This window comes from Cellulomonas sp. KRMCY2 (genome assembly GCF_000526515.1).
Lineage (GTDB): Bacteria > Actinomycetota > Actinomycetes > Actinomycetales > Cellulomonadaceae > Actinotalea.
The window spans coordinates 548,965-573,285 of sequence record NZ_JAGF01000001.1 but is presented as its reverse complement, the minus strand read 5'-3'; the positions used below and the strand labels follow the sequence as shown (position 1 = coordinate 573,285).

26 protein-coding genes are annotated in these 24,321 nt (G+C 72.2%); 12 read left to right on the top strand and 14 right to left on the bottom strand.

Going from position 1 to position 24,321, the window contains the following annotated elements; genetic code table 11:
* The first annotated feature begins 68 nt into the window (after positions 1-68).
* Complete coding sequence (locus K415_RS0102845) at positions 69-1,697, top strand: cation:proton antiporter family protein (protein WP_024285597.1); 1,629 nt, start codon at positions 69-71, stop codon at positions 1,695-1,697.
* A gap of 278 nt (positions 1,698-1,975) precedes the next feature.
* On the top strand, positions 1,976-2,428 hold the full coding sequence (locus K415_RS0102840) for a hypothetical protein (protein WP_155859334.1): 453 nt from the start codon (positions 1,976-1,978) through the stop codon (positions 2,426-2,428).
* Between the two features lie 63 nt (positions 2,429-2,491).
* Here K415_RS0102840 and K415_RS0102835 read toward each other — a convergent pair whose 3' ends face one another.
* The 3 genes from K415_RS0102835 to K415_RS0102820 form a co-directional block, all read right to left on the bottom strand.
* A complete protein-coding gene (locus tag K415_RS0102835; RefSeq protein WP_024285595.1) occupies positions 2,492-2,761 on the bottom strand; it encodes a hypothetical protein in 270 nt (89 codons plus the stop codon).
* Positions 2,762-2,930: 169 nt separating this feature from the next.
* Positions 2,931-3,329, bottom strand: coding sequence for a VOC family protein (locus K415_RS0102830; RefSeq protein ID WP_024285594.1), 399 nt, complete (start codon positions 3,327-3,329; stop codon positions 2,931-2,933).
* Positions 3,330-3,765: 436 nt separating this feature from the next.
* The gene (locus K415_RS0102820) at positions 3,766-4,551 is read right to left on the bottom strand and encodes a hypothetical protein (protein ID WP_024285592.1); all 786 of its coding nucleotides are present in this window, start codon (positions 4,549-4,551) and stop codon (positions 3,766-3,768) included.
* A gap of 232 nt (positions 4,552-4,783) precedes the next feature.
* Here K415_RS0102820 and K415_RS22460 point away from each other — a divergent pair, with 232 nt between their 5' ends.
* Together K415_RS22460 and K415_RS0102810 are read left to right on the top strand one after the other, a co-directional pair.
* The gene (locus tag K415_RS22460; RefSeq protein WP_024285591.1) at positions 4,784-5,659 is read left to right on the top strand and encodes a GNAT family N-acetyltransferase; all 876 of its coding nucleotides are present in this window, start codon (positions 4,784-4,786) and stop codon (positions 5,657-5,659) included.
* 317 nt (positions 5,660-5,976) lie between these two features.
* Positions 5,977-6,963, top strand: a complete 987-nt coding sequence (locus K415_RS0102810) for an aldo/keto reductase (RefSeq protein WP_024285590.1) — start codon at positions 5,977-5,979, stop codon at positions 6,961-6,963.
* A gap of 64 nt (positions 6,964-7,027) precedes the next feature.
* Here the strand turns inward: K415_RS0102810 and K415_RS0102805 are convergent, their stop codons facing one another.
* Positions 7,028-7,582, bottom strand: a complete 555-nt coding sequence (locus K415_RS0102805; RefSeq protein WP_024285589.1) for a M15 family metallopeptidase — start codon at positions 7,580-7,582, stop codon at positions 7,028-7,030.
* Between the two features lie 219 nt (positions 7,583-7,801).
* Between K415_RS0102805 and K415_RS0102800 the strand changes: the two genes are divergently transcribed.
* Together K415_RS0102800 and K415_RS0102795 are read left to right on the top strand one after the other, a co-directional pair.
* Positions 7,802-9,166, top strand: a complete 1,365-nt coding sequence (locus K415_RS0102800; protein ID WP_024285588.1) for a sensor histidine kinase — start codon at positions 7,802-7,804, stop codon at positions 9,164-9,166.
* On the top strand, positions 9,159-9,929 hold the full coding sequence (locus tag K415_RS0102795) for a response regulator transcription factor (protein WP_024285587.1): 771 nt from the start codon (positions 9,159-9,161) through the stop codon (positions 9,927-9,929). The genes K415_RS0102800 and K415_RS0102795 overlap by 8 nt, the downstream gene beginning before the upstream one ends.
* A gap of 56 nt (positions 9,930-9,985) precedes the next feature.
* Here the strand turns inward: K415_RS0102795 and K415_RS0102790 are convergent, their stop codons facing one another.
* Entirely contained in the window at positions 9,986-10,645 is a 660-nt protein-coding gene (locus K415_RS0102790) for a response regulator transcription factor (RefSeq protein ID WP_024285586.1), read from the bottom strand.
* Positions 10,633-11,898, bottom strand: coding sequence for a sensor histidine kinase (locus K415_RS0102785; RefSeq protein WP_024285585.1), 1,266 nt, complete (start codon positions 11,896-11,898; stop codon positions 10,633-10,635). The genes K415_RS0102790 and K415_RS0102785 overlap by 13 nt, the downstream gene beginning before the upstream one ends.
* A 172-nt stretch (positions 11,899-12,070) precedes the next feature.
* Between K415_RS0102785 and K415_RS21340 the strand changes: the two genes are divergently transcribed.
* The 3 genes from K415_RS21340 to K415_RS0102770 are packed head-to-tail and all read left to right on the top strand — an operon-like array spanning position 12,071 to position 15,662.
* Positions 12,071-12,310: a hypothetical protein gene (locus K415_RS21340; protein WP_024285584.1), complete on the top strand. Its 240-nt coding sequence runs from the start codon at positions 12,071-12,073 to the stop codon at positions 12,308-12,310.
* Complete coding sequence (locus K415_RS0102775) at positions 12,307-13,110, top strand: ABC transporter ATP-binding protein (RefSeq protein ID WP_024285583.1); 804 nt, start codon at positions 12,307-12,309, stop codon at positions 13,108-13,110. Before K415_RS21340 ends, K415_RS0102775 begins: the two co-directional genes overlap by 4 nt.
* Positions 13,092-15,662 carry an ABC transporter permease gene (locus K415_RS0102770; protein ID WP_024285582.1) on the top strand — a complete coding sequence of 857 codons (2,571 nt, stop codon included), beginning with the start codon at positions 13,092-13,094 and terminating at the stop codon, positions 15,660-15,662. The genes K415_RS0102775 and K415_RS0102770 overlap by 19 nt, the downstream gene beginning before the upstream one ends.
* A 141-nt stretch (positions 15,663-15,803) precedes the next feature.
* On the opposite strand, the gene K415_RS0102765 is transcribed toward K415_RS0102770, so the two are convergent.
* The 4 genes from K415_RS0102765 to K415_RS0102750 all read right to left on the bottom strand — a co-directional run bounded on the left by K415_RS0102765 (position 15,804) and on the right by K415_RS0102750 (position 19,543).
* Positions 15,804-16,463: a response regulator transcription factor gene (locus K415_RS0102765; RefSeq protein WP_024285581.1), complete on the bottom strand. Its 660-nt coding sequence runs from the start codon at positions 16,461-16,463 to the stop codon at positions 15,804-15,806.
* Positions 16,460-17,755 (bottom strand): sensor histidine kinase, encoded by a 1,296-nt coding sequence (locus tag K415_RS0102760; RefSeq protein ID WP_029663029.1) that lies wholly within the window; start codon positions 17,753-17,755, stop codon positions 16,460-16,462. Before K415_RS0102760 ends, K415_RS0102765 begins: the two co-directional genes overlap by 4 nt.
* The gene (locus tag K415_RS0102755; protein WP_024285579.1) at positions 17,752-18,351 is read right to left on the bottom strand and encodes a hypothetical protein; all 600 of its coding nucleotides are present in this window, start codon (positions 18,349-18,351) and stop codon (positions 17,752-17,754) included. Before K415_RS0102755 ends, K415_RS0102760 begins: the two co-directional genes overlap by 4 nt.
* Positions 18,352-18,478: 127 nt before the next feature.
* The gene (locus K415_RS0102750; protein WP_024285578.1) at positions 18,479-19,543 is read right to left on the bottom strand and encodes a medium chain dehydrogenase/reductase family protein; all 1,065 of its coding nucleotides are present in this window, start codon (positions 19,541-19,543) and stop codon (positions 18,479-18,481) included.
* Positions 19,544-19,661: 118 nt separating this feature from the next.
* Between K415_RS0102750 and K415_RS0102745 the strand changes: the two genes are divergently transcribed.
* Positions 19,662-20,402 (top strand): TetR/AcrR family transcriptional regulator, encoded by a 741-nt coding sequence (locus K415_RS0102745; RefSeq protein WP_024285577.1) that lies wholly within the window; start codon positions 19,662-19,664, stop codon positions 20,400-20,402.
* Between the two features lie 81 nt (positions 20,403-20,483).
* Here the strand turns inward: K415_RS0102745 and K415_RS0102740 are convergent, their stop codons facing one another.
* Positions 20,484-21,230 carry a helix-turn-helix transcriptional regulator gene (locus K415_RS0102740; RefSeq protein WP_024285576.1) on the bottom strand — a complete coding sequence of 249 codons (747 nt, stop codon included), beginning with the start codon at positions 21,228-21,230 and terminating at the stop codon, positions 20,484-20,486.
* Between the two features lie 149 nt (positions 21,231-21,379).
* Between K415_RS0102740 and K415_RS0102735 the strand changes: the two genes are divergently transcribed.
* Positions 21,380-21,913 (top strand): SRPBCC family protein, encoded by a 534-nt coding sequence (locus K415_RS0102735; protein ID WP_024285575.1) that lies wholly within the window; start codon positions 21,380-21,382, stop codon positions 21,911-21,913.
* Between the two features lie 95 nt (positions 21,914-22,008).
* Here K415_RS0102735 and K415_RS0102730 read toward each other — a convergent pair whose 3' ends face one another.
* The 3 genes from K415_RS0102730 to K415_RS0102720 form a co-directional block, all read right to left on the bottom strand.
* A complete protein-coding gene (locus K415_RS0102730) occupies positions 22,009-23,088 on the bottom strand; it encodes an amidoligase family protein (protein WP_024285574.1) in 1,080 nt (359 codons plus the stop codon).
* Between the two features lie 53 nt (positions 23,089-23,141).
* A complete protein-coding gene (locus K415_RS0102725; RefSeq protein WP_155859333.1) occupies positions 23,142-23,318 on the bottom strand; it encodes a hypothetical protein in 177 nt (58 codons plus the stop codon).
* A gap of 62 nt (positions 23,319-23,380) precedes the next feature.
* The gene (locus K415_RS0102720; protein WP_024285572.1) at positions 23,381-23,827 is read right to left on the bottom strand and encodes a MarR family winged helix-turn-helix transcriptional regulator; all 447 of its coding nucleotides are present in this window, start codon (positions 23,825-23,827) and stop codon (positions 23,381-23,383) included.
* 59 nt (positions 23,828-23,886) lie between these two features.
* On the opposite strand from K415_RS0102720, the gene K415_RS0102715 reads away from it, so the two are divergent.
* Entirely contained in the window at positions 23,887-24,249 is a 363-nt protein-coding gene (locus K415_RS0102715) for a VOC family protein (protein ID WP_024285571.1), read from the top strand.
* Positions 24,250-24,321: the final 72 nt, after the last annotated feature.

The window sequence follows — 24,321 nt, the reverse complement described above, 5'->3', positions numbered from 1 at the left end:
ACGGTGAGCTGCCATCGCTCGACGTCGGTCCGTGCGCGAGGATTGCGGCACGACCGGGAGGAGTGCAGATGGCGCTTGGCCTGTACCTCGCGGCCGCCGTGGTCGGCGGACTCCTCGCCGTGGCGGTGCGGCTGCCGCCCCTCGTCGGATACCTCGCGGCGGGCTTCGCCCTGGGCGCGTTGGGAGCACCGGAACCGACGGCGCTCGAGCCGATCGCCGAGCTGGGTGTGGTCCTGCTGCTGTTCGCGATCGGGCTCAAGTTCGACGCGCGCACGTTGCTGCGCCGGGAGATCTGGCTGACGACCAGCGTCCACGTGGTGCTCTCCACAGCGGTCGGGATGGGCTTCCTCGGCCTGCTCGCCGTGGTCGGCAACGGACTGGTCGCCGACGAGCCGGCGGGTGCGCTCGCCCTGGTCGGGTTCGCGTTGTCGTTCTCCTCGACGGTGTTCGTCGTCAAGGTTCTCGAGGACCGGTCCGACACGACGTCCCTGTACGGGCGGATCGCCGTCGGCCTGCTCGTCATGCAGGACGTGGCAGCTGTCGCCTTCATGGCCGTGGCGGGCGGGGAGCTGCCGAGCCCGTGGGCCCTCGCGCTCGTCCTGCTCGTGCCGGCGGCGTGGCTCCTGCACCGGATCTGGGACCGGATCGGGCACGGCGAGCTGCAGGCGCTGTTCGGCGTGACGGTCGCCGTGGCAGTCGGCTGGGGCCTGTTCGAGGCGGTCGGCGTGGACGGTCAGCTCGGCGCCCTCGTCATGGGCATGCTCCTGGCGAGGCACCCGAGCGCACCCGAGCTGTCCCGCTCCTTGATGACCTTCAAGGACCTCATGCTCGTCGCGTTCTTCCTGCAGATCGGGCTGCACGGCCGGCCGGGCCTCGAGGACCTGCTGCTGGCGGCCGCGCTCCTGCTCGTCCTGCCGGCCCAGGTCGCCTTCTACGCGGTACTGCTGTGGGCCATGCGGCTGCGACGACGCACGGCATTCCTCGCAGGTCTCGTCCTGGCCAACTTCTCGGAGTTCGGCATCATCGTCGCCTCCGTGGGCGCGTCGGCCGGTCTGCTGAGGGAGCGCTGGGTGCTCGTGATCTCGCTGGCCGTCGCCATGAGCTTCGCGGTGTCCGCCCTGGTCAACCGGCGTGGGGTCGAGCTGGCCACCCGGATGGTCCGACTGCTGCCGCACCACAGCACCTACCAGCTGCACCCTGACGACCGGCTGGTCGACGTCGGCGAGGCGGACGCCCTGGTGCTCGGCCTCGGCCGCATCGGCTCGGCCACCTACTCACGTCTGCGAGACGAGTACGGGCTGTCCGTCGTCGGCGTCGAGCATGACCAGAGCCGGGTGACCGAGCTCGCCGACCAGGGCTACGACGTGCTCCGCGCCGATGCCACCGACGTGGAGTTCTGGGCCCGGGTGAAGCGGGCCGGAAGTGTGCAGGTGGTGGTGCTCGCCATGCCGTTCCACAATGCCAACCTCATCGCCCTGGCCCGCCTCCATGCCGCCGGTTTCACGGGCAAGGTGGCCGCAGTGGCGCGGTACGACGACGACGTCGCGGAGCTACGACGGCACGGCGCCGACGCCGTGTTCCACCTCTACGGATCCGCCGGTGACGCGCTCGCCGACCACGCGACCGAGGTGCTCCTGCATCGCCGGAGCGGACCCACGCACGACCCGGGTGCCGCACCCCGACCGGCCCCCGGTTGAGGCCCGAGGGGCTGGGGTCTTGTGTCGGCCTCGCGACCGCGGCCCTCCGGCCGCCGATGTCCGAGGCCGACGGGGTGACGTACCTTGCGGCGGCTCACGATGATCGTCCGCGGCGACGTCGTCGAGTGGCTCCGCGCGTACTGACGCGCGCAGGGGAACGACGACGACGACCGCGTGACTCCTGTCGCCGGTGTGGGATCAAGGAACGGGCGCTGCGTGTCGAGAGGGTGGACATGGGGTGGCGAGGGGTGCGGAAGGTCGCGGCAGGGTGCGTCGCGGTGGCACTGCTGACCGGTTGCGCCATGGTGCGACCCGTGCCGGTCAGCTGCGACCCGCCGGTGCCCGCCGATGCGTCCGCGGCCGCTCGGGAGTACGCCGCCACCACGCACGACGCGCTCGGGGCCCGTCGCGAGCTCTCCGACACGATCGCGGAGCAGAACATGATGATGTCGCGTGACGACATGCGTACTGCGGCGACCATCGACGCGGACTTCCTGGTCGGCGTCCGGGCGATCGTGTTCCCGCGCGACGCGGTGTCCAGTGCGGACGACTTCATCCGTGCCGTCGAGGCCGACGACACGTTCCTTCTCGCTGCGGCCGCGGACGAGGGGTACTACGGGGCCCGTCTCGATGAGCGGGAGCGTCTGCGTGAGGAGCGCATCCAGGCCGGTCTGCGCCTCCGGGAGGCGCTCGGACTGCCGCCGTCGGCCTGCTCGCTGAACCTGCCCTGACGCGCCGTCGACCGCGACAGCGCCCCCTGCCCCTCCTCCACGGCAGGCGGCATGAGCGTGCGTTCAGGTCTTGCCGCGGTCCGCGACGAGCGCCTTCAGAAGCCCTTGAGGGGGCTCCTCGCCCAGCCAAAGACGGTCTTGTCGGAGTCGCTCGAGGCGCTCCAGGTTCATCCACGCGGGCAGAGCGTCGGCGATTCCCAGCTCGGGGTACTTCTTGAGGATCGCTTCCCGCGACGGCGCGACGAGCACGCCCCAGAGGCCACCCATGCCGTAGTCGTATGCGACCAGGAACTCCCCGGGCTGCATCACGCTGTCAAGGTCGCCAGCACCCATGCCGCAACTCTCCCACCGCGGTCGGGCATGAGCGCGTGACGCCATGCCGCCGTGCCGCGTGCGGCCGATCCGGGCGAGCGTAGCCGCCCTCAGTGCGGCATGACCGCGCGTCGACCCACCCGGGGTGGGGCACCGTCGCCGAACCATTGCACGGACCGCGCGTTGGCCGTCAGTACTCGCGGGAGGACAGCACGCAGAACTCGTTTCCGTCTGGGTCGGCGAGCACTTCCCACGTCGCTGCGGCGCCCTGGCCGACGTCGACCCGTGTCGCGCCCAGTGACAGAAGGCGCTCGATCTCGGCGTCCCGATCAGCGCTCACGTGCGGTGCCAGGTCCAGATGCAAGCGGTTCTTGCCGTGCTTGTCGTGCTCAACGGGCACGAAGACGAGACCCGGCGGCACCTGCTCGAATCGCAACGTGGGCGCCAACTCACCTGCCCACTGCGGGACCAGGACCACTTCGTCATCCGTCTCTACCACCGCGTCCCAGCCGAGCGCCCCGGCCCACCAGCGCGCCAGGGCGCGGTGGTCGCGGGACTCGACGACGGTGGAGTACCAGCGAAGTGCCATGGGGTGTCCCTCTCAGGTCGGACTCGTGGGACAACGGTGGGCCAAGGGCGCCGTCGTCGTCTACCCCCGGCGGCCGGCACACCACACCACCGCTGGCGAGGCGTGGTGCGAGTCCGTTCACGGCACGGCGCTCAATCCGAGTCCCGACCTGCCGTGTCAGGGTTCGAAGGCCTCTCCAACCGCCGTCCGCTTCTCGGCATGGCCGGTCGTGTCTCGGTCGCGCCTTGAACGGCAGCGGTGTCGGCTCTGCTGCGAAGGTCCGACTAGCCCGCGGCGTTCCGCAGAAGCCACTCGGTCTCGGCGTCGCGGCCCATGGTGGGGTCCGGAGGGTCAGAGGCCTCTTGCGAGGTGATGGTCTCGTCGAGGCGGATGGGCTCGGGCAGCTCGCGATAGTCCGTCGCGTGCCCCGAGACCCTCGGTGCGGCGACCGCACCCCTCAGGCCCATTCAAGGCCCAGCTCGGTCACCCGGCGGGTGATGGTGTCGCTGCGTTGTCGGCGGTTCACAGGCTCGGGGCGATAGGCCAGGCTCACGCGTCGCGTGCCCAGCATCGGCCAGCCGCCGTCCGTGAGTCTCCATGACCGGATCAGGTCCACGGCTTCGGCCATCGCGTTCGCCGGAACATCAACATCTATGGCCGGCTGCACCAGTTCGACAAGGTCGATCACGTAGTCGAGTGGAAACGCCGGGAACACCCACCTGGAGCCCTCGGGGTCGGTCCTGGTGCGGCCGGCCAATGGCACGATCGCGCCGGACCTGCTGAACATCACCCGCCTGTCGATCAACAGGCGCCGCATGGCGGTCAGATGGGCGTCAGCGGCGACGGGCAGGCCGGCCCTCCGAGCGGCCGCCAAGGCCGAGACGGCTGGGACCAGGCCCAGAAGGCAGGTGGTGGCAGCCATGCAACCGCCGTACCGCGTGCGCAGGTATTCGCCCCACAGCGGGCCCGCAGGCTCGTGGTACACCACGCCGCCGTACACGACGGGCTGATGGTGCACGATCCACTGCAGCAAGGGCATGGCCGCGTCCGCGCGGCCCGCACGCACCAGCAGGCGGGCCATCATGCCTGTGTAGCACGGCACCACCGAGTCGCGGGTTCCGTCGATCGAACCGCCACCGTCAACCACCGCGTTCAGTGAAAGGAAGTCGAGCGCCCGCGACAGGCACGGTTCATCGTCCAGTCCGGCTTCCTGCAGCGAACGTGCTGCGAAGATCGTGGGCACGATCCGTCCAGGCGCCGTGGCTTGCTGCCCCCACGAACCGTCCGCACGCTGTCCGGCGGCGAGCCGCTCGAGCGCCGCACCCGGTGAACCCCCACTCATCTTCCCCCGCCCCACGAATGCCGAGAGCCGCACATCGATCACGCGCGCCGCCGGGCCGGCTGCGCGGGGCCCGGCCCCGGACGGCGCGGGAGTAGCCTCGCACGCGCCGGGGCCGACGACGAGAGGACCAGGGATGCCAGGCGGGCTGCGCGCGGATGCACGCCGGGCACTTGCCGACGTGGACGTCAACGTCGGCTTCGCCCGCGTCGTCGTCGACGACCTCGTCGAGGGCGAGCTGTGGGCCGACCGTCCACGGGAGCCGCGCGCGTTCCACGCCGTCCACCCGTGCGGGATGTCGCTCGTCTGGGGTCCGGACGTGGAGTCCGTCGTGGACGACGTGGTGAGGCGGATCGGTGATCGCGCTGCGCGAGGGCTCGGCGAATGGCTCCAGGTCGAGCCCAGCTGGCACGGCCTGGACTGGGATCGGATGCTCAGCGCGGTGCCGCTCGAGCGGTACGTGGTCACCGAGGGGAGCGTCGGTCCGGCGCGCGCGACGGTGGGCGCCGTGCGGCGCACCCGGCTCCACTTCGCGTTCGAACCCTCTGCGTTCGCGGCGCGGCCCCCGGTCGGCACCGATGCCGGCACCTGGAGCCTGCGACACGCGACGGAAGCCGACTTCACCTGGGAGGGCTCGACAGTCCCGGGACGGTTCTGGCCCGACGCCGCCGCCTTCCTCGCTCGCGGCGGCGGGTGGGTGGTCGAGGTCGACGGCACGCCGGCGGCGATCTCGTTCTGCGCGTTCCGCGTGGACGACGAGCTCGAGATCGGGATCGAGACGCATCCGGACTACCGGCGGCGCGGCCTGGCGAGCGTGGCTGCCTCCGCCATGATCGAGGACCTGCTCGCTGCCGACTTGACACCGGTCTGGTCGTGCCGCGAGGACAACGTGGGCTCGCTCCGGCTCGCCCACGTGCTCGGGTTCGCTGTGTCCCGGCGGCTGCCCTACTTCGAGGTGCTGCCCCGAGTCACGACGGGGGAGCGCCTGGAGCGCACGCGCCACGGGAGCTGAGTCCGGAGCCGAATGGGGCGTTGCCCGGTGCCTGGGGGCGTTGGTCTGCAGCGGCCGAGCGCTCACCGCCATCCGGATCGCGAGCGGAGATGCTCGAGATCGGGCCCGTAGGCGCGAGGGAGGGTCTGGCGTTACCGGGAAGACCGGTCACTGCCACGGCGTCGTGGGGCGCGCTTGGATGGGTGTCGACGACGACGGTGGACCGTGAGCCCGCGCGCCTGCCCGCCCGCCTCGACCCAAGGAAGCGCAGCATGGTCAGCCAGAAGCACGCAGTCACCCTGAACAACGGTGTCGAGATGCCGGTCATGAGCACAGTCATGATGAGTCGAACGCTCGGCAGCGACGGACCCGAGGTCTCCGCGATCGGGCTGGGTTGCATGGGCCTGAGCCACGGCTACGGACCGCCGGTCGACCGCAAGGATGGCATCGCCCTTCTCCGTGCCGCTGTCGACCGCGGCATCACGTTCTTCGACACCGCCGAGGTGTACGGGCCGTTCACCAACGAGGAGCTCGTCGGTGAGGCGCTCGCACCGGTCCGCGACCAGGTGGTCATCGCCACCAAGTTCGGCTTCAGCGTCGACGGCACCAGATCCACCGGGCTGGACAGCCGGCCCGAGCACATCCGGGCGACGGTCGAGGACTCGCTGCGCCGGCTGAGGGTGGACTGCATCGACCTGCTCTACCAGCACCGCGTCGACCCCGACGTACCCATCGAGGACGTCGCCGGTGCCGTCAAGGACCTCATCACCGCGGGCAAGGTCAGGTCCTTCGGCCTGTCCGAGGCCGAGGTGAGCACCATCCGACGGGCCCACGCCGTCCAGCCGGTCACCGCGCTGCAGAGCGAGTACTCGCTGTGGTGGCGCGAGCCCGAGGCGCAGATCCTGCCGACGCTGCTCGAGCTGGGCATCGGGCTCGTTCCGTTCAGCCCGCTCGGCAAGGGCTTCCTCACCGGCGCGATCAGCAGCACGACCGCGTTCGCCGACACCGACCTGCGCAGCAGCCTGCCGCGCTTCACCGAGCAGGCGCGCACAGCCAACCAGGCACTCGTCGACCACCTCACGGTGATCGCCGCACGCACCGGCGCCACCGCCGCGCAGATCGCGCTGGCGTGGCTGCTCGCCCAGCACCCGTGGATCGTGCCCATCCCCGGCACCACCAAGCTCCACCGGGTGCTGGAGAACGCCGGCGCACTCGACGTCGAGCTCAGCCCGCAGGACCTCGCAGAGCTCACCGAGGCCAGCGACCGCATCGACCTGACCGGAGACAGGTACCCCGAGCACATGCAGCGGTGGATCGACCGCTGACCCGGACGGGTGACCTTCCCGTCGGCGTCAGGTCAGTGCGAACCCCGTAGGCGCCCGACGGTCGTCACCCGCCCGACGGGTCCACGGACGGCTCGGGGCACGCCGTGGCGCCGTCGGTGAGCATCTCGAAGTGCCACATCTCGTTGGCGTACGTGCGGCACAGACCGAACTCGAGGGAGTGCTCGCCGAGCCAGAGCGCCCCCTCGGTGTCGCCGACGTCGATGGCCTGCCCCTGGACGTGCGCCGAGTCCTCGGGCGGCAGAACCCAGCGGCTCGCCTCCGCGAGCGACCCGTAGCGCTCGACCGCGCCGTCGAGGAGGGCCTGCTGCTCGGTGGTCGAGCGCCAGCCGGAGGTGATGCGCAAGGTGACGTTCTCGGCGGCGGCCGCCTCCTGAGCGACGTCGAACCTGCGCTGCAGCTCGGGATCCAGGCCCGTGGCCGCGGACGGTGTGCCCGGGGAGGCGCCCGTCCCGCCGACCGCACGGATGTCGAGGCCCGCCGCCCGCAGGAGCGGCCCCGAGGCATGCCAGGCGGCAGCGACCACGAGGAGCACCAGGAGCGTGGTGGAGAGGCGCCGGCGGCGGGCGGGGCGGCGAGGGGTCTGGGGGCGCGTCGTCATGTCTTCGAGCCTCGCGAGCCGTGCCCGGGTCCCGCGTCGCCCGGCGGTCCCATCGGCGCCGCGACGGCCCTGACCGGGCGATCAAGGCGCCCGGGGGAGTGGGCGCGACCTGAGGGGGATGACCCGGGACGGTCGGGAGGTCCCGGGGTGGAGGGCCGCGCGGTGAGGGTGGGCCCTCGGGGGGTGGGGCCGCGGCACGAAGCGGCTTAGCGTCGAACCGTGTCCGAGCCCGGTCGTCCAGCCCTCGGCCCCCGCCCGCTCCACCGTCCGCCGTCGGGTGCCGACGTGGTGCTCGCGCTCGCCGCGAGCGGGTCGTGGCTCGTCGCTGTCGCTCTCGCGTCGGGCTGGGACTACTGGCACCCCCGGTGGATCGAGTCGTACTGGTGGGCCGGTCTGTGGCTCGCGGTGCCCCTCGCGCTGCGCCGCAGCGTGCCGGGACTCGGGTTCTGGGTCACGGCGCTGGTCTACCCCGCCACGTACGGGCTCGTGCTGCACGGTTCCGCGCTGCAGTCCGACTTCCACGTGCTGCCGCTCATGATCGCGGCCTTCGCCGCGACACGGTCCGGCGCGCTGCCGCGGCTCCTCGTCGCCGCGGTCGCGAGTGTGTCGACCATCGCGCTGACCGCCGGCTCCGTGCCCGGCGTCGTCTCGCTCGTCGAGGGCCGGGGCGCACCGGTCGGGGGCGGTGTCACGCATCTCCTCCTGCTCGTGTCGCTCGTGCTGGCCGCGACCGTGCTGGGCTCGGTGTTCTGCCGGCTCGAGGAGACCACCGCGTCCCTCGCCGAGCGAAACGCCGAGCTCCGGGCCGTCCAGGAGCTGCGCACGCGCGAGGCCGTGCACCACGAGCGGACCCGCATCGCGCGTGAGCTGCACGACGTCCTGGCGCACCACGTGACCGCGATCGTCGTCCGGGCGCAGGCCGCCGACCGGGTGGGCGGGTCCCGGCCCGAGGCCTACCGGGAGGCCGTCCGGTGGATCGGCCCCGCCGGCCGCGAGGCGCTCGACTCGATGCGGTCGCTCGTCCGCGTGCTGAGGGACGACGACGTCCCGCCGGGGGCGCCGGGCCGGGACGTGGCGGGCGCCGGGCCTCGGTCCGGTGGTGGGCGCGCGGTCGTCGGCGCGGGCTCGGCCCCTGGTGCGGGCGCGACCGTCGGGGTCACCGACGGCCCCGACGGCGGGCGGGTCCCTCTCGCGCCGATGCCGACGCTCGCGGATCTCCCGGCCGTGCTCGAACGCGTGCGCGGCGCCGGCCTCACGGTCGACGCGTCCCTGCCCGGGCAGTGGCCACCGTCCTCGCCGGTCCTCGGGCTCGCCGTGGTCCGGGTCGCCCAGGAGGCGCTCTCCAACGTGCTCGTGCACTCCGCCGCCGCGAGCGCGAGGGTCGTGCTGGACGTGACCGCGCGGTCGGTCGTCCTGACCGTGGACGACCTGGGCCCGGCCGTCGCGCCGACCGCACGCGGCCGGCAGGGCAACGGGCTCGTCCACATGCGTGAGCGGGCCGCGACCTGCGGCGGCACGCTCGTCGCGGGGCCCGCGGGCGATGGCGGCTGGGTCGTGCGGATGGAGGTCCCGAGGTATGCGTGACGGCCACGCGATGGCAGCCGACCCGAGCGGCGAGCGTGAGGTCGACCGCGAGGTCGACCGCGAGGTGGGCGCGCCGGACGACGCCGACTCGGCGATCCGCGTGGTCATCGCCGACGACCAGGCGATGATCCGCCTGGGCCTGCGGATGATCCTCGACCATGAGCCTGGGATCGTGACGGTCGGCGAGGCGCGTGACGGAGCGGAGGCCGTCGAGGCGGCCCGCGCGTGGCGCCCCGACGTCGTGCTCATGGACGTCCGGATGCCGGTGGTCGACGGCGTGGAGGCGACCCGCCGCATCCGAGCGGACCCGGACCTCGACGGTGTGCGCGTCGCGGTGCTCACGACGTTCGACGACGAGGAGTACGTGACCGGCGCGCTGCACGCCGGCGCGGACGCCTTCCTGCTCAAGGACACGGACCCGGGCACGCTCGTGGCGGCTGTGCAGCGCGTGAGCGCGGGCGGCAGCATGCTCGACCCCGCGGCCACGGTGCTCGTGCTCGGCCAGTGGCGCTCGTCGGTCCCGTCGCTCGGGCGCCCCGCGGCGGCTGCGTCCGCGGTGGGGTCGCTGACCCCCCGGGAGCTCGAGGTGCTGCGCGCCGTCGCGCGGGGCGGGGCCAACGCCGCTATCGCGACCGCGATGGGCATCTCGCTCACGACGGTCAAGGCGCACGTCCACGCGCTGCTGGGCAAGCTCGGCTGTACGGCGCGGGCCCAGCTCGTCGTCGTGGCGTACGAGTCGGGGGTCGTCGTGCCGGGGGTCTGATCGCGACGGGCGGCCGGCGGAAGAGGGTGCGCCGAGCGCCGGTCCTGACCCGACGGTCAGGCTCGCCGTTGGGCGTCGTCGACGTAGCGCAGGACGGCTGTGACGCGGCGGTCGGCTCGGTCGGTGGGGGCCAGGTCGAGCTTGGAGAAGATGCTGCGGATGTGCTTGTGGACGGCGCCCTCGGTGATGAACAGCCGTTCGGCGATGGCACTGTTGCCCAGTCCTTCGGCCATGACGGCCAGGACGTCGACCTCGCGGGGGCTGAGGCGGTCCAGTCGCGGGTCGGCGCGGGTGCGTGCGAGCAGCTGGGCGACGACCTCGGGGTCGATGGCCGTTCCGCCGGCCGCGACCCGGTGCAGCGCCGCCAGGAACTCCTCGACCCGCCCGACCCGCTCCTTCAGGAGGTACCCGAGTCCGGCGCCGCCGTACGCGAGGAGCTCGGTGGCGAACGCCTGCTCGACGTACGCCGACAGGACCAGCACCGCCAGCCCAGGCTGGCGGCGCCTCGCCTCGACGGCTGCGACGATCCCTTCGTCGGAGTGCGTCGGTGGCATCCGGACGTCGACGATGGCGACATCCGGCTCGTAGTCGTCGATCGCAGCCAGGAAGGCGTCGGGGGTCGCAGCGGTGGCCACGACGTCGAGCGACTCCGCGCGCAGCAGGAGCGCGAGACCCTCGCGCAGGAGCGGGTCGTCCTCGGCGATCACGATCCGCACGGCAGCCTCACCTCGAGGACGGTGGGGCCACCGGGCGGGCTCGTCAGACCGAACGTCCCGTCGTGGGCCTCGATCCGTCGACGGACACCGAGGATCCCGGTCCCGCTGCGTTCGTCGGCGCCGCCGCGGCCGTCGTCGGTGACCTGCACGTGCAGCTGGTCACCGTAGCGGCGGACCGTGACGGTGGCGTGGCCGGCGTGGCTGTGCTGGGCGACGTTCGTGAGCGCCTCGGCCACCACGAGGTACGCCGTCGCCTCGACGGATGCAGCGCACCGGTCGGCGACCGCGGCGTCGACCCGGCACGGCACCGGGCAGGTCGCGGCGAGGCCGGCCAGCGCGTCGGCCAGGCTCCGGTCGGTCAGCACCGGGGGCAGGATGCTGCGGACGACGGCGCGGAGCTCGGCGAGCGCCTGCTCGGCGGCGGTCTGGGCGCGTTCGAGGATCGCATCGACGTCGGCGGGGTCGCGCGCCAGCGCCCGCCGGGCCGCCCCGAGCAGGATGGTGACGGCCACGATCGGGTTCTGGGTCCCGTCGTGCAGCGACCGTTCGATCCGCCTCAGCTCGGCGGCGTGCGCGTCCAGCGCGCCGGCGCGGGTTGCGGTGAGCTGGGAGACCCGCAGTGCGAGGTCGGTGCCCCGATCAGGTGCGAGCAGTCGCCGTCCGGGCCACGCCTGCAACCGTGCCATGCCCGGGAAGGTGACGACGATGACGGCGACCCATCCCACGCCGAGCAGGCCCACCCCGACGGCGCCCAGCCAGTTGTGCACGGTCCACAGCCCGACGGACGCGGTGGCGTCGGCCGGCGGCACCAGCTGCCACCACAGCATGAACGTCGCGTCGCGTACCGCGTTGAGGGGCAGGGTCAGGCCGATCAGTCCGACCAGCAGCCCGACGGTTGCGTGGACGGCGACCCACCCCAGCTCGCGCCGTGTCGTGGAGTCCACGAGCGCCGCGCGCAGCCCCGTCGGAACCGGCGGCGCGCCGATGACCTCCGGCCCCCACCGCGAGAGCCGTGCGCGCTCCCGGTCGGCCACTGCCCGCAGCGCACGCAGCGCGGCGGGCACCAGCAGGAGGCCGACACCGACGACGCTCGCCAGCGTGACGACCGCCAACCAGACCAGGACGAGCGCCGCGAGGATCGCGGTGGCCAGACCGCCGGCGATGCGCTCGACGGCGTCCAGGGTCGCGCGCGCGGACGCGACATCGCGACGGATCGAACGCGTACCGGTGGACCGCGACTCGTGGGCCGGCATCCGCACCTCCTAGATCCGCGACGATAGGCCACCGATCACGTCTCGGCGGCGTTGCGGGCCAGGAAGTACAGCCTGCTGTACCCGTTCTGACCTGGTGGCGGGATCGTGGCGAGCAGTCGTGGTTCGTAGCGTCGATGGCACACAGACCAACCCATCGCACAAGGAGCACACCATGCCGAACCCCTACGACATCGGCGAGAGCAGCCGGGCACCACGGCCAGAGCCGTCCGCCGGCACACGGGGCGGCCTGCGCCGCCCCGTGCTGTGGGTCGCGCTCGCGGCCAGCGCAGCCGCGAACGTCGTCACGTCGTCCGTGGGCATCAACATGCTGATCGGTGTCGGCTTCGGGCTGCTCACCCTCGCGTGCGTCATCGCGCTCGTTGTCGACCACTACTCGCACGCAACTCGATGAGCGCGCCGCACGCCTCGGACGCCACCTCCCAGGCCACCCGCACCGCGGACACAGGCCCACCAGAGCCCGCGGTCGCGCTCTCCCACGTCACCAAGACCTACCCGGGAGGGGTCCGGGCGCTCAACGACGTGTCCCTCACGGTGGAGCGTGGCGAGTACGTCGCTGTGATGGGTCCTTCGGGATCCGGCAAGAGCACGCTGATGCACTGCGCGGCCGGCCTGGACTCGCCGAGCACGGGGCGCGCATTCATCGACGGCACCGAGATCAGCACCCTGAACGAGACCCGTCGCACCGAGCTGCGTCGGAGCCGGGTCGGCTTCGTCTTCCAGGCCTACAACCTGGTGTCCTCCCTGAGCATCGCGGACAACATCACGCTGCCGCTGCGGCTTGCCGGTCAGACACCGGACCAGGCCTGGCTGCGCACCCTGATCGCGCGGGTCGGCCTGACCGAGCGATTGGCGCACCGCCCGGCGGAGCTGTCCGGCGGCCAGCAGCAACGTGCTGCGATCGCGAGGGCGCTCGCCGCGAGGCCCGCGGTCGTGTTCGCCGACGAGCCGACCGGTGCGCTCGACCTGGTCACCGCGCGCGAGGTGCTTGCCCTGCTGCGTGATCTCGTGGACGGTCTCGGCCAGACGGTCGTCATGGTCACCCACGACCCGGCCGCCGCCGCCAGGGCGGACCGCGTCGAGGTCATGGCCGACGGGTGCATCGTCGACACGCTCGTGAGCCCGACCGCGGCTGACCTCGCTCGCCGCATCACCATGCTGGAGGTGGGACAGCCATGCTGCGTCTCGCCCTGATCATGGCCCGTCATCGGGTCGCCGCGCTGCTCGCCGTTGCGTTCGCCCTCCTGGGTGGAGCCGCCGTCGTCACAACCGTCGGCGTCATCGCCGACTCCGGGTTCCGCTCGCACGTGAGTGTCGAACGATTCGGCGGGGCCGACGTCCTGGTCAGCGCCAACCAGACCTACGGCTCCGCCGGCGACATCGCGACCGTGCTGCCCGAGCGCGCCCGGGTGCCCCTGGACGTCGTCGGCCGGCTCGCCCAGCTGCCCGACGTCACCCTCGCGGTCGGCGACCTGAGCTTCCCGGCGGCCGTCGTCGACCGTGACGGCCACGCAATCCCTGCCGGTGACGCCAAGGTCGGCGGGCACGGTTGGTCCTCCGCGGCGATGCTCGCCGGCGAGAAGGGCGACAGCCCACCCCTGGACGGCTCAGCTCCCGCCGGGGCGAACGACGTCGCCGTGGGCGCGGGCATCGCGGCGAGCGCCGGCGTCCGTCCGGGTGACCACATCGTGGTCGTCGTCGCCGGCGTCTCGGCGACCTACCGCGTCTCGGGGGTGCTCGGCGCGAGCACTGCCGGGATCTACTTCGAGGACGCCACAGCGGCGCGGATCGCCGGTCGCGACGCGGGCGGCGCACCGGTCGTCGACGTCGTCGCGCTGCGCACGGCACCGGGTGCCGCCGAGTCCGTCGCCGCTGCCGCCCGCGAGGTCGTGCACGACCAGGGACTGGTGGTGTCCGCCGGGTCGGCCCGCGGCGACGCCGAGTCCCCTGCGGCGCTGGCCGGTCGCAACGCCCTCCCGCTGATCGCGGGTTCGCTCAGTGGAGTCTCGCTCCTCGTCGTCGGATTCATCGTGGCCGGTGCGCTGGGGGTCTCGTTCAGCGCCCAGCGGCGAGACTTCGCGCTGATGCGCGCGGTGGGCGCCACCCCACGCCAGATCCGCACCGTCGCCGCGACGCAGGCCACGGCGGTCGCACTGGTCGCGATGGTGCCCGGCGTCGCCCTCGGATACCTGCTGGCTGAACAGCTCCGAGCGCTGCTGGTGACCTCCGGCCTCCTGCCGGCCACGCTCCCGCTGAGCTTCGGCCCGCTGCCGGCGGTCGCGACCGTGCTGCTGCTGGTCGGTGTCGTGCAGGTCGCGGCACGCAGTGCTGCCTCGCGCACCTCCCGGCTGCCCGCGACCGAGGCGGTCGCGGAGTCACGCAGCGAACCTCGCGCCCCGTCCAGGTCCCGAGCCCTGACGGGTGTGCTGCTCATCGTCGGGTCCACTGCGACAGCGGTCACCCCACTGCTCAGCCGGACACAGGTCGGCGCGGCGGGCACGGCGCTCGCAGGCATGCTCGCCGCGATCGGCCTCGCGCTGCTCGGACCGCTGCTGATCAGCCGGATCACCCGCATCCTCGGGCGCCGGCTCCCGGCCCGAGCCTCGGCCTCCAGCTGGCTCGCGGTCGCCAACAGCCACGCGTACGCGCTCCGCGCCGGCGCGGCCGTCAGCACGCTCGCGCTGCTCGTCGTGTTCACCCTCACCTACACGTTCACGCAGACCACGGTGCTCGCCGCCACAACGAGCGACCTGCGTGACGGGACCACTGCCCAGGCCACCCTGAGCGCCCCCGATCTCGGCGGGCTGCCCGACGACGCTCTCGCCTCGGTCCGGGCCGTGCCCGGCGTCGAGGCCGCGGCGCCGGTGGGCACCACCACCGTGCTGTGGCCCTCCTCCCTCATGGGCGAGGAAGAGGTGGAGCCGGCCAGCGCCCTGATCCTCACTCCCGATGCGTCGGCCGTGCTCGACCTCGGCGTGCGGTCCGGCAGCCTGGCCGATCTGACCGGGGCCACGGTTGCGGTGGACACCGAGTCGGCGAGGTCCAAGAAGACCTCGCTGGGCGCAACCGTGAACCTCGTCCTCGGCGACGGCGCGCGCGTGGCGGCACGTGTCGTCGCCGTGTACACCCGCGGTCTCGCGTTCGGCCCGGTCGTCCTCTCCCGCGACCTTGCCGCCGGCCACACCGCCGTCCTCGACCAGAGCGCGTTGATCCGCACCGACGGCACACCTGCGGCCGCGCACGCCCTCGCGGCGTTCGCGGGCTCGCAGCCGGGCCTCGTCGTGGACGTGGCCGGCGGTGAGTCGGCATCCGGTGCCGATGCCGCGCCGGCCGGCCTCGGCGGTGTCCCGAAGGAGCTGTGGATCAACGTCGCGGTGCTCGGGGTGCTGCTCGCGTACCTCCTGCTCGGCGTCGCCAACAAGCTCGTCGCGAGCACCCTGCAGCGCCGCAACGAGATCGCCACGCTCCAGCTCGCCGGGGCCACACCGCGGCAGGTCCGCATGATGATGCGGCGTGAGGCGGCGCTGGCCAGTGTCGTCGCGGTCGTCACGGGGGTGGCGCTGTCCGCCGTCCCGCTCGCTCTGCTGGGGCTTGGTTTCGTCGATCGGCCGTGGCCCGCTGGGCCGGGGTGGCTGCTGCCCGTGGTGGCCGTCGTCGTGTGTGCGATCGCCTTCCTCGCCATCGAGCTGCCCACCCGCCAGGCCCTGCGGACGCCGCCCGCCCTCGCGCTCGCCCGACCGTCGTGACCGGCCCCATCGGGGGTCCCAGAGGATGCGCTCGTCACGCCGGCCGGCAGGTCGATGGTGTCGACGACGAATGGAACCTCAGTCGTGTGGGGCTCTCCGCGGCCCGGCTGATCCGGTACAGCGAAGCGACGCAAGCCGGGCTCAGGGTGGGTTGTCCCCTGGCGACACGACGCCCGTCTCGTACGCGTACACGACTGCCTGGACCCGATCCCGTAGCCCGAGCTTGTTGAGCACCCTTGACACGTGGGTCTTCACGGTTGCGTCACCGACGAACAGCTTGACTGCGATCTCGGCGTTGCTGTCTCCGTTGGCCATCAGTCGCAGGATCTGCTCCTCCCGCTCGGTGAGCAGATTGAGCAGATCCGGGCGTTGCGAAGCGGCCGGCCGGGCCATGAACTGGTCGAACAGCCGTCGGGTCAGCTCCGGTGCCAGCAGCGAGTCGCCGCGCGCGACCACCCGGACTGCACTGATCAGATCCTCCGGTGGGGAGTTCTTGAGCAGGAAGCCGCTCGCGCCGGCCTGGAGGGCTTGGAACAGGTAGTCCTCACGGTTGAATGTCGTCAGGATGAGCACCGCGCAGTCACCCGCAGCCACGATCTGCCGGGTGGCCTCGAGCCCGTCGAGGCCTGGCATCTGCACATCCATCAGCACCAGGTCGGGTCGCAGTGATCGAGCCAGATCGACAGCCTCGGCCCCGTCCGCGGCCTCGCCGACGATCTCGAAGTCGTCCTCGCTCTGCAGGATCATCCGGATGCCGCCACGGATGAGCCCGTGGTCGTCGGCGAGCAGGATCGTGGTCATGGCAGGTGAAACCGGGCCCGGACGGAGTAGCCACGACCATCTGGACCGACCTGGAGCGTGCCGCCGTGCAGGGCTACCCGCTCGCGCATCCCGATGTGCCCCAGCCCGCCGCGGGCCCGTCCGTTCTCGGTGTGCTGCGCGTCCTGTGCCGGCGGCGCGGTCGCCGCGCGATCGGCGGCGGCAGGTCCGTCGTCGGCCACGGTGAGCTCGACCGTCGTGGTGCTGTAGTGCACGGTGACGTCGACTTTCGACGCGTTCGCGTGCCGCAGCGTGTTGGTCAACGCCTCTTGTGCGATCCGGTACAGCGAGATGGACAGCGACTGGGGAAGCTCGCGCGGTTCGCCGTCCACCGTGTAGGTGGCACAGAGGGCTCCGTAGGGTCGCCCCACCAGCGCTGCGAGCTGCTCGACGCCCGCAGCCGGCGCCGCCTGCGGGGGTTGCTCACCGTCACGCAGAACCCCGAGGAGACGATGCATCTCCTCGATCGCGTCTCGGCCGGACAGCTCGATCGACAGGAGCGCGCGTCCGACGGCGGCGGGATCGCGGGTGAGCATGAGCCGGGCGGCGCCCGCCTGCACGCCCATGGCACTCACATGGTGTGCGACGACGTCATGGAGCTCGCGGGCGATGCGGAACCGTTCGGCGATCACCGCATTGCGCGCGTTCTCGTCGCGCTCGACCTGGAGCTCGCGGTTTCGTTCGGCCAGCTCCATCCGTTGGCGGGTCTGCACCCACGCAGCGTCCCCGAACGTCCAGGCGCCCGCGAGAAAGAGGATGTTCATCCCGATCGCGAAGAGCGCGGACGCGGTCATCGCAGGCAGCGGTCCGGCGTCGCGCTCGGCCGCCAGCCCGTTCAGCGTCGACCAGGTGTTCGTGCTCAACGCGTACCCGAGGAGGGCGAACAGTGCCACGACGACCAGGATCCGCACGACGGTCGCGCGGTGCCGGTCGCGGCCCCAGGCGCCAGCGGTGTAGACAGCGGCGGCCAGGCAGATCGAGCTCACCGTGGAGTCGCCGACGAATCGCACCTGCAAGCCGATGAACGCGACTGTGCAGGTCAGGAGCACGACCAGGGGAAAGCGGCGACGAAGGCACAGTGGCAGGCCGACGGCGAGCGCCCAGGCCAGCTCCTCGCCCTGGCCGGGGCGCAGCGAGCCGGGGTCGATGCCGACGCTGCGCGACAGCACGGTGCTCACGGCCACGCCGGCCGCCAGCAGGACGCCGACCGCGAGGTCCCAGCGCCGCTGACGGCCGGTCGGCAACGGCCGTGCCCACCCCGATCCGCTGGTCATGATCGGGCACGGTAGCCCAGGCGCACCCACACCGCGATGTAGCCGACGGCGCCGGCGATGAAGACACCGAGCGAGAAGGACTGCGACCAGCCCAGGAGTGTGGCCAAGGCGGTGAGGTCCACTTTGGTCAGGTCGTACTCCGGGAGCGGGGTGAACGCGGCCTGCGCGAACTGCAGCACGAGGTCGATGGCGAAGACGGCGATCAGCGGAGTCAGCACCGAGCGCCACCGTCGGCCGGCGCGGCGGCGAAGCAGGACGAGCGACCAGGTGATGATCTGTGTGGTCAGGATGCCACCGAGGGTGACTGCGGCCTTCGCGAACGTGCTCATCCCCGTGGCGTCGAAGTGGTTGCAGCCGAATCCGGCGGGCTCGCAGCGCAGCTCGTAGGAGGCGTTGTGGTCGCCGGCGAGCCACGCGACAGCGGTGTGGCCCAGCTCGTGGATGTTCAGAGCGACGAACATCCCGACAACGGCGGTGATGACGATCACGCCGGCCTGTTGCGAGCGGTCCGATGGCCCGCGCCGGGTCTTCGTGGTCGGCTCGGACGAGTGGGAGGTGGCGTCACGGCCATCGTGTACGTCGACGCTCTCGGTCATGTGCTTCTCCCTGGACGAGTTGCTGCTGCCGGGCCTCCCGGCGCTACCGCGACGCTAGGCGCGGCCGACGCCGAGATTCGTCGGCCGCAGTGCGGACATCGTCGGTAGTCCTCGCGGGGGATGGGAGTCAGGGGATCAGGACGACCTTGCCTCGAACGGTGTGCGACTCCGCCACCCGCATCGCTTCGCCGGCCTCGGTGAGCGGGAAGCGGGCGCCCACCTCCGCCCTCAGGATGCCGTCGGCGAGCAGGCCGAGGACCACACCCAGGTCTTCGTGCAGGCGAGCGCGGAAGCGGGCCGGGCGCAGGCGCCGCCCGCTCCACACGTCGTAGAAGGTCGCCCGGTGGCCATTCGGCAGGGTGTTCCACCACGCCAGCCGGGCCAGCACGGCCACGAACTGAGGCACCAGGGCGCCGGAGCCCTTGGCCGCGGCCGCGAGGGCGTAGCTGACCAGGGTTCCGCGGGGAGCGAGCAGCTGCCAGGAGCGACGCAGGGTGGCCCCGCCGATGTTGTCGAACACCGCGTCCACCCCGCCGGGGGCCAGTTCCCGCACCCGGGCGACCAGGGCGTCGAGGTCGGCGTAGTCGACCGGCTCGACACCGAGCGTGCGCAGCGCGTCGTGGTGTCGCGGGGAAGCGGCACCGATCACCCGCACTCCGGCATGCCGGGCGAGCTGAGCCAGCACGGTGCCGACCCCCCCGTTGGCGCCGTGCACCAGGATCGTCTGACCGCGGCGGACCCGGGCCGTGCGGTGCAGGAGGCCCCAGGCGGTCAGCCCGTTGACGACGACGGTCTCTGCCTCGACCGGTTCAAGGCGAGCGGGGACGGGGACCAGGTCGGCGGCGGTCAGAAGGACGTGGGTCGCCCAGCCGCCGGTCTTGGTGAGCGCGGCCACCCGGGTTCCCACGAGGGCGGCGTCGACGCCGGTCCCGACTGCGGCGACTGTGCCGACGAGGTCGTAGCCGGGCACGAACGGGAACTTCGGCTGGCCCGGATACCGGCCCCGGCGCATCCCCTGCTCGGCGAAGGAGACCCCCGTCGCCTCCACGCACACCAGTGCCTGGCCCGCGGCGGGGGAAGGCACCGGTCGCCGGCGGACGAGCAGTCCGTCCGGCTCGACGATGCCAGGCAGCACGATCTCGGTGACGGTCTCGGTCGCGGCCTCGGTGCGGGATTCCTCGTGACTGGTCATGGCCCCATGTCCTCACTGCGTCGGAAGAATGCGAATGGCCATTGCGAAGTGACTGGGGCTCACAGTAAATACCGGGTGTTACGATGTCAACCATCGATCAACGGAACAGGTGGCACGCATGACGTCAGCGACGACGCGGCCGAGCCGGCGCGAGCAGCGACGGGAGCAGACGCGCGAGGAGATCAAGACGCTCGCGATGGAGCAGGTCGCCGCCGGGGGACCCGACGCGGTCTCGCTCAAGGGCATCGCCCGCACCATGGCGATGTCACCCGCGGCCATCTACCGCTACTTCGACAACCGCGAGGCGTTGCTGGCCGACGTCGTCGTCGACGCCTACGACTCACTCGCCGACGCGCTCGACGCCGCCGGGGCCCGCCCCGGCACACCCGTAGAGCGGTTCACCGCGGTGGCATCTGCCTGTCGTGCCTGGGCGCTCGCGCAGCCGAACGCCTATCGGTTGATCTTCCAGACCACGAGCGGTTCCGGCCAGGACCTCGCCCCCGACCGCACCATCCCCGCCGCCTCTCGCAGCATGGGCGTCCTTCTGGACTCTCTCGCCGCCCTCGCCCCGGCCGGGACCACGGCGGGGTCCGACGCCGACGGCGACCCGGACGGCTCCCGGCTGCTCGAACAGCTCCGGGCCTGGGCCGAACGTGACGCGATGCCCCTGGGGGTGCTCGCCCTGGGGCTGACCTGCTGGACCCGGCTGCACGGAGTGATCAGCCTGGAGCTGGGGCACCACCTGGCCTCGGTCGGGATCGACCCGGCGCTGCTCTACGACGCCGAGGTCACGACGCTGATCCGGCAGGCGCAGCACCCCGGTACGGGCGAGTTCCGGCCGGTCGACGACGGCACCTAGGACTCGACGCGAACGGGCGGCACTGCTACGGCCGGGTCGGGTGGCGGACCAGGAGGCAGGCGTCGTCGTCGGTTCGCTCAGCTACCGGACTTTCGCGGCCGGGGTCTTCGCCGTCGAGGATGAGCCGGCCTGCGCGTGCCTTGGGTCTGCCGGCTCGGCCATGTCTTGCGTGCCGACGACGGCGAGGAGCCTGAGCCTTGCGGCCGCATCGCTGCCCGGGGCAGCCGTGTAGGCGACGATGCGCAGGTCGCCGTCGGTGGGGTAGCGGCCCGTCGCGGACCTGAGGTCGGCCACCATGGCCACTTCGAAGTGCTCTTTCTGTTCGATGGTCTGACTGACGCGACTACGCCCACCGGTGAAGTGGGTCCAGATGACGTTACGCTCCCGACCGCGCGCCGGCGGCGGCTCCCCGAGGAGGGCGGCCCAGAGCCGGTTCCAGGTGATCAGGGTCCAGGCCGCGTCGAACACGCTGACCGGAGTGGCATCGAGTTGGTCATTGAGCCGCTGCACGCTCGGCGGGAGATGAGCCGATACCCGCCCCTGCGACGGGGGAGGCTGACCTGCGAGGAGGAACAGGTGCGCGCGCTCCGGCGGGGACAGCCGCAGCGCGCGGGACACCGCGGTGAGGATCGCCGTCGACGGCGCGGTCGCGCGCCCCTGCTCCAGGCGCACGATGTAGTCGACCGAGATCCCCGCCAGCGCAGCGAGCTCCTCGCGCCTGAGCCCGACCGCCCGGCGCGGGCTGCCAGGCGGCAGCCCGACCATCTCGGGGGTGACCCGGTCCCGCCAGCCGTGCAGGGCGACGCCGAACTCTCCGGGTCCGCTCACCCGCCCAGTATCGCGGCGCGACGCACCCACAGCCAGGTACTGCCGGTCCCTAGGAAGAACGGGGCACTTCCTGCCCACCTCCGCCTCGACGACGATCACGGCGTGACGGCCACGCTGATCACTGGGACCACCAAGAACATGAGGAGCGAATGATCATGACGCTGATTTCTGCCCACGACACGACGGTCCCGTCCACTGTCCAGGCGCGCACGGCGCTTCGGCCCGAGGATGCATTCGACGGGATCGCGCCGATCGACCTTTCACTGGTCTTCAAGGGCTGGCACGGGATCTTTCCGGGCGTGCGGGGCTCGACGAACCAGACGGGAGAATGGGACCACGTGGGGGCCTCACGCAACCCTGATCTGACTGATGGGTCGACCGCGACGGAGACCATCGTGGAGCACACCCGTCCGTCGAGCTTCGCGTACACGCTGGTGGGATTCACCAATGTCTTGGGACGTCTGATCGCGGGCGTGCGAGGGGAGTGGACGTACACGCCTGACGGCGACGGCACGCTGATCCGCTGGGCGTACGAGTTCAAGCCGTTGCCGCGCCGCACCGCGCTGGTCCGCCACGTCCTGGTGCCGCTCTGGCGGCGCTACATGGCGACGAGCCTGGACGTGGCCGTCGAGGTCGCCGAGCGGATCATCGCCGAACGCAATGCCACCGGCACGGGTGCGTGAAGGTCGAGGTCGCCCACACGGTGGTCATCCACGCAGCTACTACGCCCACCGGGCCAGACCGCTCTTCTGCAGGCCGGCCGCACCGATGGCCGCGCTCACCGGCGCACCGCGACCAGGTCATCCAGCGCGGCACGCGGGTCTCGCACCGCGCCCGCCCCAGGTCGAGGCAGCGGGCGCGGGTCGAGGCAGCGGGTCAGCAGGGCCTCCACGACGGCGGCTCGCCGAACGATGACGGTGCCGTCGATGGCACCCGGCAGGATCCGCACCTCGACGGTGTCGCGCACCGGGCGCTTGCTCAGCAGCTGCGTCAGGTTGACGTCGGCGTACTTGGTCACTCCGACCGCCCGCGCCGCCTCCTGCAGGCGAGCCCAGCCGGAGCGGTCGTCGGCGTCCTGCCACGGGAGCTCCACGAGGTCCACCAGGGCTTCGGGCAGCGGGGCCAGCCGCCGGCAGGCGGGGTTGGTGTCGAGCGCCGACCACAGCACCTCGCGCCAGCTCCCGAAGAGGCGCACGAGATTGGCGAAGGCGTCCGGCTGACGGAACGGTGCGCCGTCCACGTGCAGGTGGACCGCGGCCTCCTGCGGGACGGTGAAGCCCAGCTCGCGCGCCGGAGCCAGGAGCCGCTCCAGCGCAAGCCCGTGCCCGGCGATCAGCGGGGGAGTGATGACCTCGCAGGGGCGCTCGCGCCCGGCCGGCAAGGGCATGGCTGCCGCGACGGTGGCGCCGCTGGCGTCGTTGACCCGCGCCGCTGCGGCGAAGACGTCCACGCGCACGCCGAACAGGTCGGCGACCGGCTGCAGCACGGTCGCCAGCGGCGCGTCAGGGTCGGCGTGCCGCTCGATCAGACGGAGCATGCGGGCGTCGTCGCAGAGAATGCGGTACCAGCCGCGGTGCCCGGGACGCCCGGGCACCGCAGCCAGATCCGCCTCGATCGTGATGTCGTCCACGAGCCTCGCCACCGGGTGTCCGTGCGCGTCGACCACGTCGAACGCCGGGGACAGGTGCCGGAAGACACCCACGCCCGGGACCGCTGCCGGCTCGCTGTCGGTGTGGAAGGAGCGCCGTACCCGCCCGTCGCAGCGTCCGGCGATCTCCTCCGCGAGCACCATCCGGTCGGATCCGGCGGGCGCCAGCAGCTCGATCTCGAAACCGGTGCGCAGTGATAGCTCGTGCACGGTGATGCTCGTCTCCTCGCGAAGCGGGTCGTCAGGATGCCAGGCGGTACGGCTCAGGACGCGCTGTCGGCCACGGGCGTGCCGGTGGGAGCCACCGGCGGGGTCTGCCCGTCGAGGATCAGCTGGCCTGCGCGTGCCTTGGTCTCGGTGGCGTCACTGTCCCACAGCGTGGTGAGCTCCTGGAGGTCGTCGGGTGTGTGGGCAGCGGCGCGTGTGGTGGTCGTGTCCATCAGGTCCTCCAGGAGCGTCGCGGGGTCCGGTACGCGTTCCAGGCCCATGACTACCCAGGGGGTCAGCCGCCGGCCAGGTTGCGGACGCACGCGGCCAGGGCCTCGAGCAGCGATCTCTGCTGGGCGGGCGTCATCCCGGCACCCATGCGTTGCTGGACGCCGTGCACGGCCACGCTCGCGGCGAGCAGCCTGTCGCGACCAGCCCCGGTGAGCACGGTCGGGAGCTCGCGCCCGCGCGGCGCGGTCGCGGGTCGGCTGACCAGGCCGCGCTCCTCGAGGCCGCGGAGCACGACGCTCATCGACTGCCGGCTGACGAAGGCGCCACGGGCCAGCTCGGCGTTCGACATCCCGGGGCGCTGCCCGAGAAGCTCGAGGCAGGAGTACTGCGACACGGTCAGGTGCAGGGGGCGCAGCTCCAGATCCATGGCGTTGTGCAGCGCCACGGCGGCCTGCTTGAGGACGTAGCCCACGGCATCCTCGACCGGTCCCACGGTCCGCTCTTTCGTCATGTCAGTATCTTGACATAGAGTATAGATGTCAGGACATTGACATCCACGAGGAGGCCATCATGACCGTGACCGGACCCGACTTCATCGCCCTGCAGGTGCGCGACCTGGGGCTTGCGGCCGCATTCTACGAGCACCACCTCGGCCTGCGGCGCGCGCCGGTGAGCCCGCCCGACGCCGTGGTCTTCGCCACGACACCCGTCCCCTTCGCCGTGCGGAACCCGTTGCCCGGCGTCGACCTCGACTCCGTCGCCCGGCCGGGGCTGGGGGTGGCGCTGTGGCTGCACAGCCCCGACGCGCAGGGGCTGCACGATCAGCTCGCCGCCGCCGGCGTGCCGATACTGACGCCGCCGTTCGACGGTCCGTTCGGGCGCACGTTCGCCTTCGCCGACCCTGACGGCTACGTCGTCACGATCCACGGCTGAGGGTGGTGGGAAGTCGCCAAGGTCCACGGACCGATCCGTTCTGGGACGCGCGGCGGGGGTCGGGTGTGCCAT

Coding starts and splice junctions, on each gene's coding strand:
- K415_RS0102845 (WP_024285597.1), top strand. CDS start 69: ATGGCGCTTGGCCTGTACCTCGCGGCCGCCGTGGTCGGCGGACTCCTC.
- K415_RS0102835 (WP_024285595.1), bottom strand. CDS start 2,761: ATGGGTGCTGGCGACCTTGACAGCGTGATGCAGCCCGGGGAGTTCCTG.
- K415_RS0102830 (WP_024285594.1), bottom strand. CDS start 3,329: ATGGCACTTCGCTGGTACTCCACCGTCGTCGAGTCCCGCGACCACCGC.
- K415_RS22460 (WP_024285591.1), top strand. CDS start 4,784: ATGCCAGGCGGGCTGCGCGCGGATGCACGCCGGGCACTTGCCGACGTG.
- K415_RS0102810 (WP_024285590.1), top strand. CDS start 5,977: ATGATGAGTCGAACGCTCGGCAGCGACGGACCCGAGGTCTCCGCGATC.
- K415_RS0102805 (WP_024285589.1), bottom strand. CDS start 7,582: ATGACGACGCGCCCCCAGACCCCTCGCCGCCCCGCCCGCCGCCGGCGC.
- K415_RS0102795 (WP_024285587.1), top strand. CDS start 9,159: ATGCGTGACGGCCACGCGATGGCAGCCGACCCGAGCGGCGAGCGTGAG.
- K415_RS0102785 (WP_024285585.1), bottom strand. CDS start 11,898: ATGCCGGCCCACGAGTCGCGGTCCACCGGTACGCGTTCGATCCGTCGC.
- K415_RS21340 (WP_024285584.1), top strand. CDS start 12,071: ATGCCGAACCCCTACGACATCGGCGAGAGCAGCCGGGCACCACGGCCA.
- K415_RS0102775 (WP_024285583.1), top strand. CDS start 12,307: ATGAGCGCGCCGCACGCCTCGGACGCCACCTCCCAGGCCACCCGCACC.
- K415_RS0102770 (WP_024285582.1), top strand. CDS start 13,092: ATGCTGCGTCTCGCCCTGATCATGGCCCGTCATCGGGTCGCCGCGCTG.
- K415_RS0102765 (WP_024285581.1), bottom strand. CDS start 16,463: ATGACCACGATCCTGCTCGCCGACGACCACGGGCTCATCCGTGGCGGC.
- K415_RS0102760 (WP_029663029.1), bottom strand. CDS start 17,755: ATGACCAGCGGATCGGGGTGGGCACGGCCGTTGCCGACCGGCCGTCAG.
- K415_RS0102755 (WP_024285579.1), bottom strand. CDS start 18,351: ATGACCGAGAGCGTCGACGTACACGATGGCCGTGACGCCACCTCCCAC.
- K415_RS0102750 (WP_024285578.1), bottom strand. CDS start 19,543: ATGACCAGTCACGAGGAATCCCGCACCGAGGCCGCGACCGAGACCGTC.
- K415_RS0102745 (WP_024285577.1), top strand. CDS start 19,662: ATGACGTCAGCGACGACGCGGCCGAGCCGGCGCGAGCAGCGACGGGAG.
- K415_RS0102735 (WP_024285575.1), top strand. CDS start 21,380: ATGATCATGACGCTGATTTCTGCCCACGACACGACGGTCCCGTCCACT.
- K415_RS0102725 (WP_155859333.1), bottom strand. CDS start 23,318: ATGGACACGACCACCACACGCGCCGCTGCCCACACACCCGACGACCTC.
- K415_RS0102720 (WP_024285572.1), bottom strand. CDS start 23,827: ATGACGAAAGAGCGGACCGTGGGACCGGTCGAGGATGCCGTGGGCTAC.
- K415_RS0102715 (WP_024285571.1), top strand. CDS start 23,887: ATGACCGTGACCGGACCCGACTTCATCGCCCTGCAGGTGCGCGACCTG.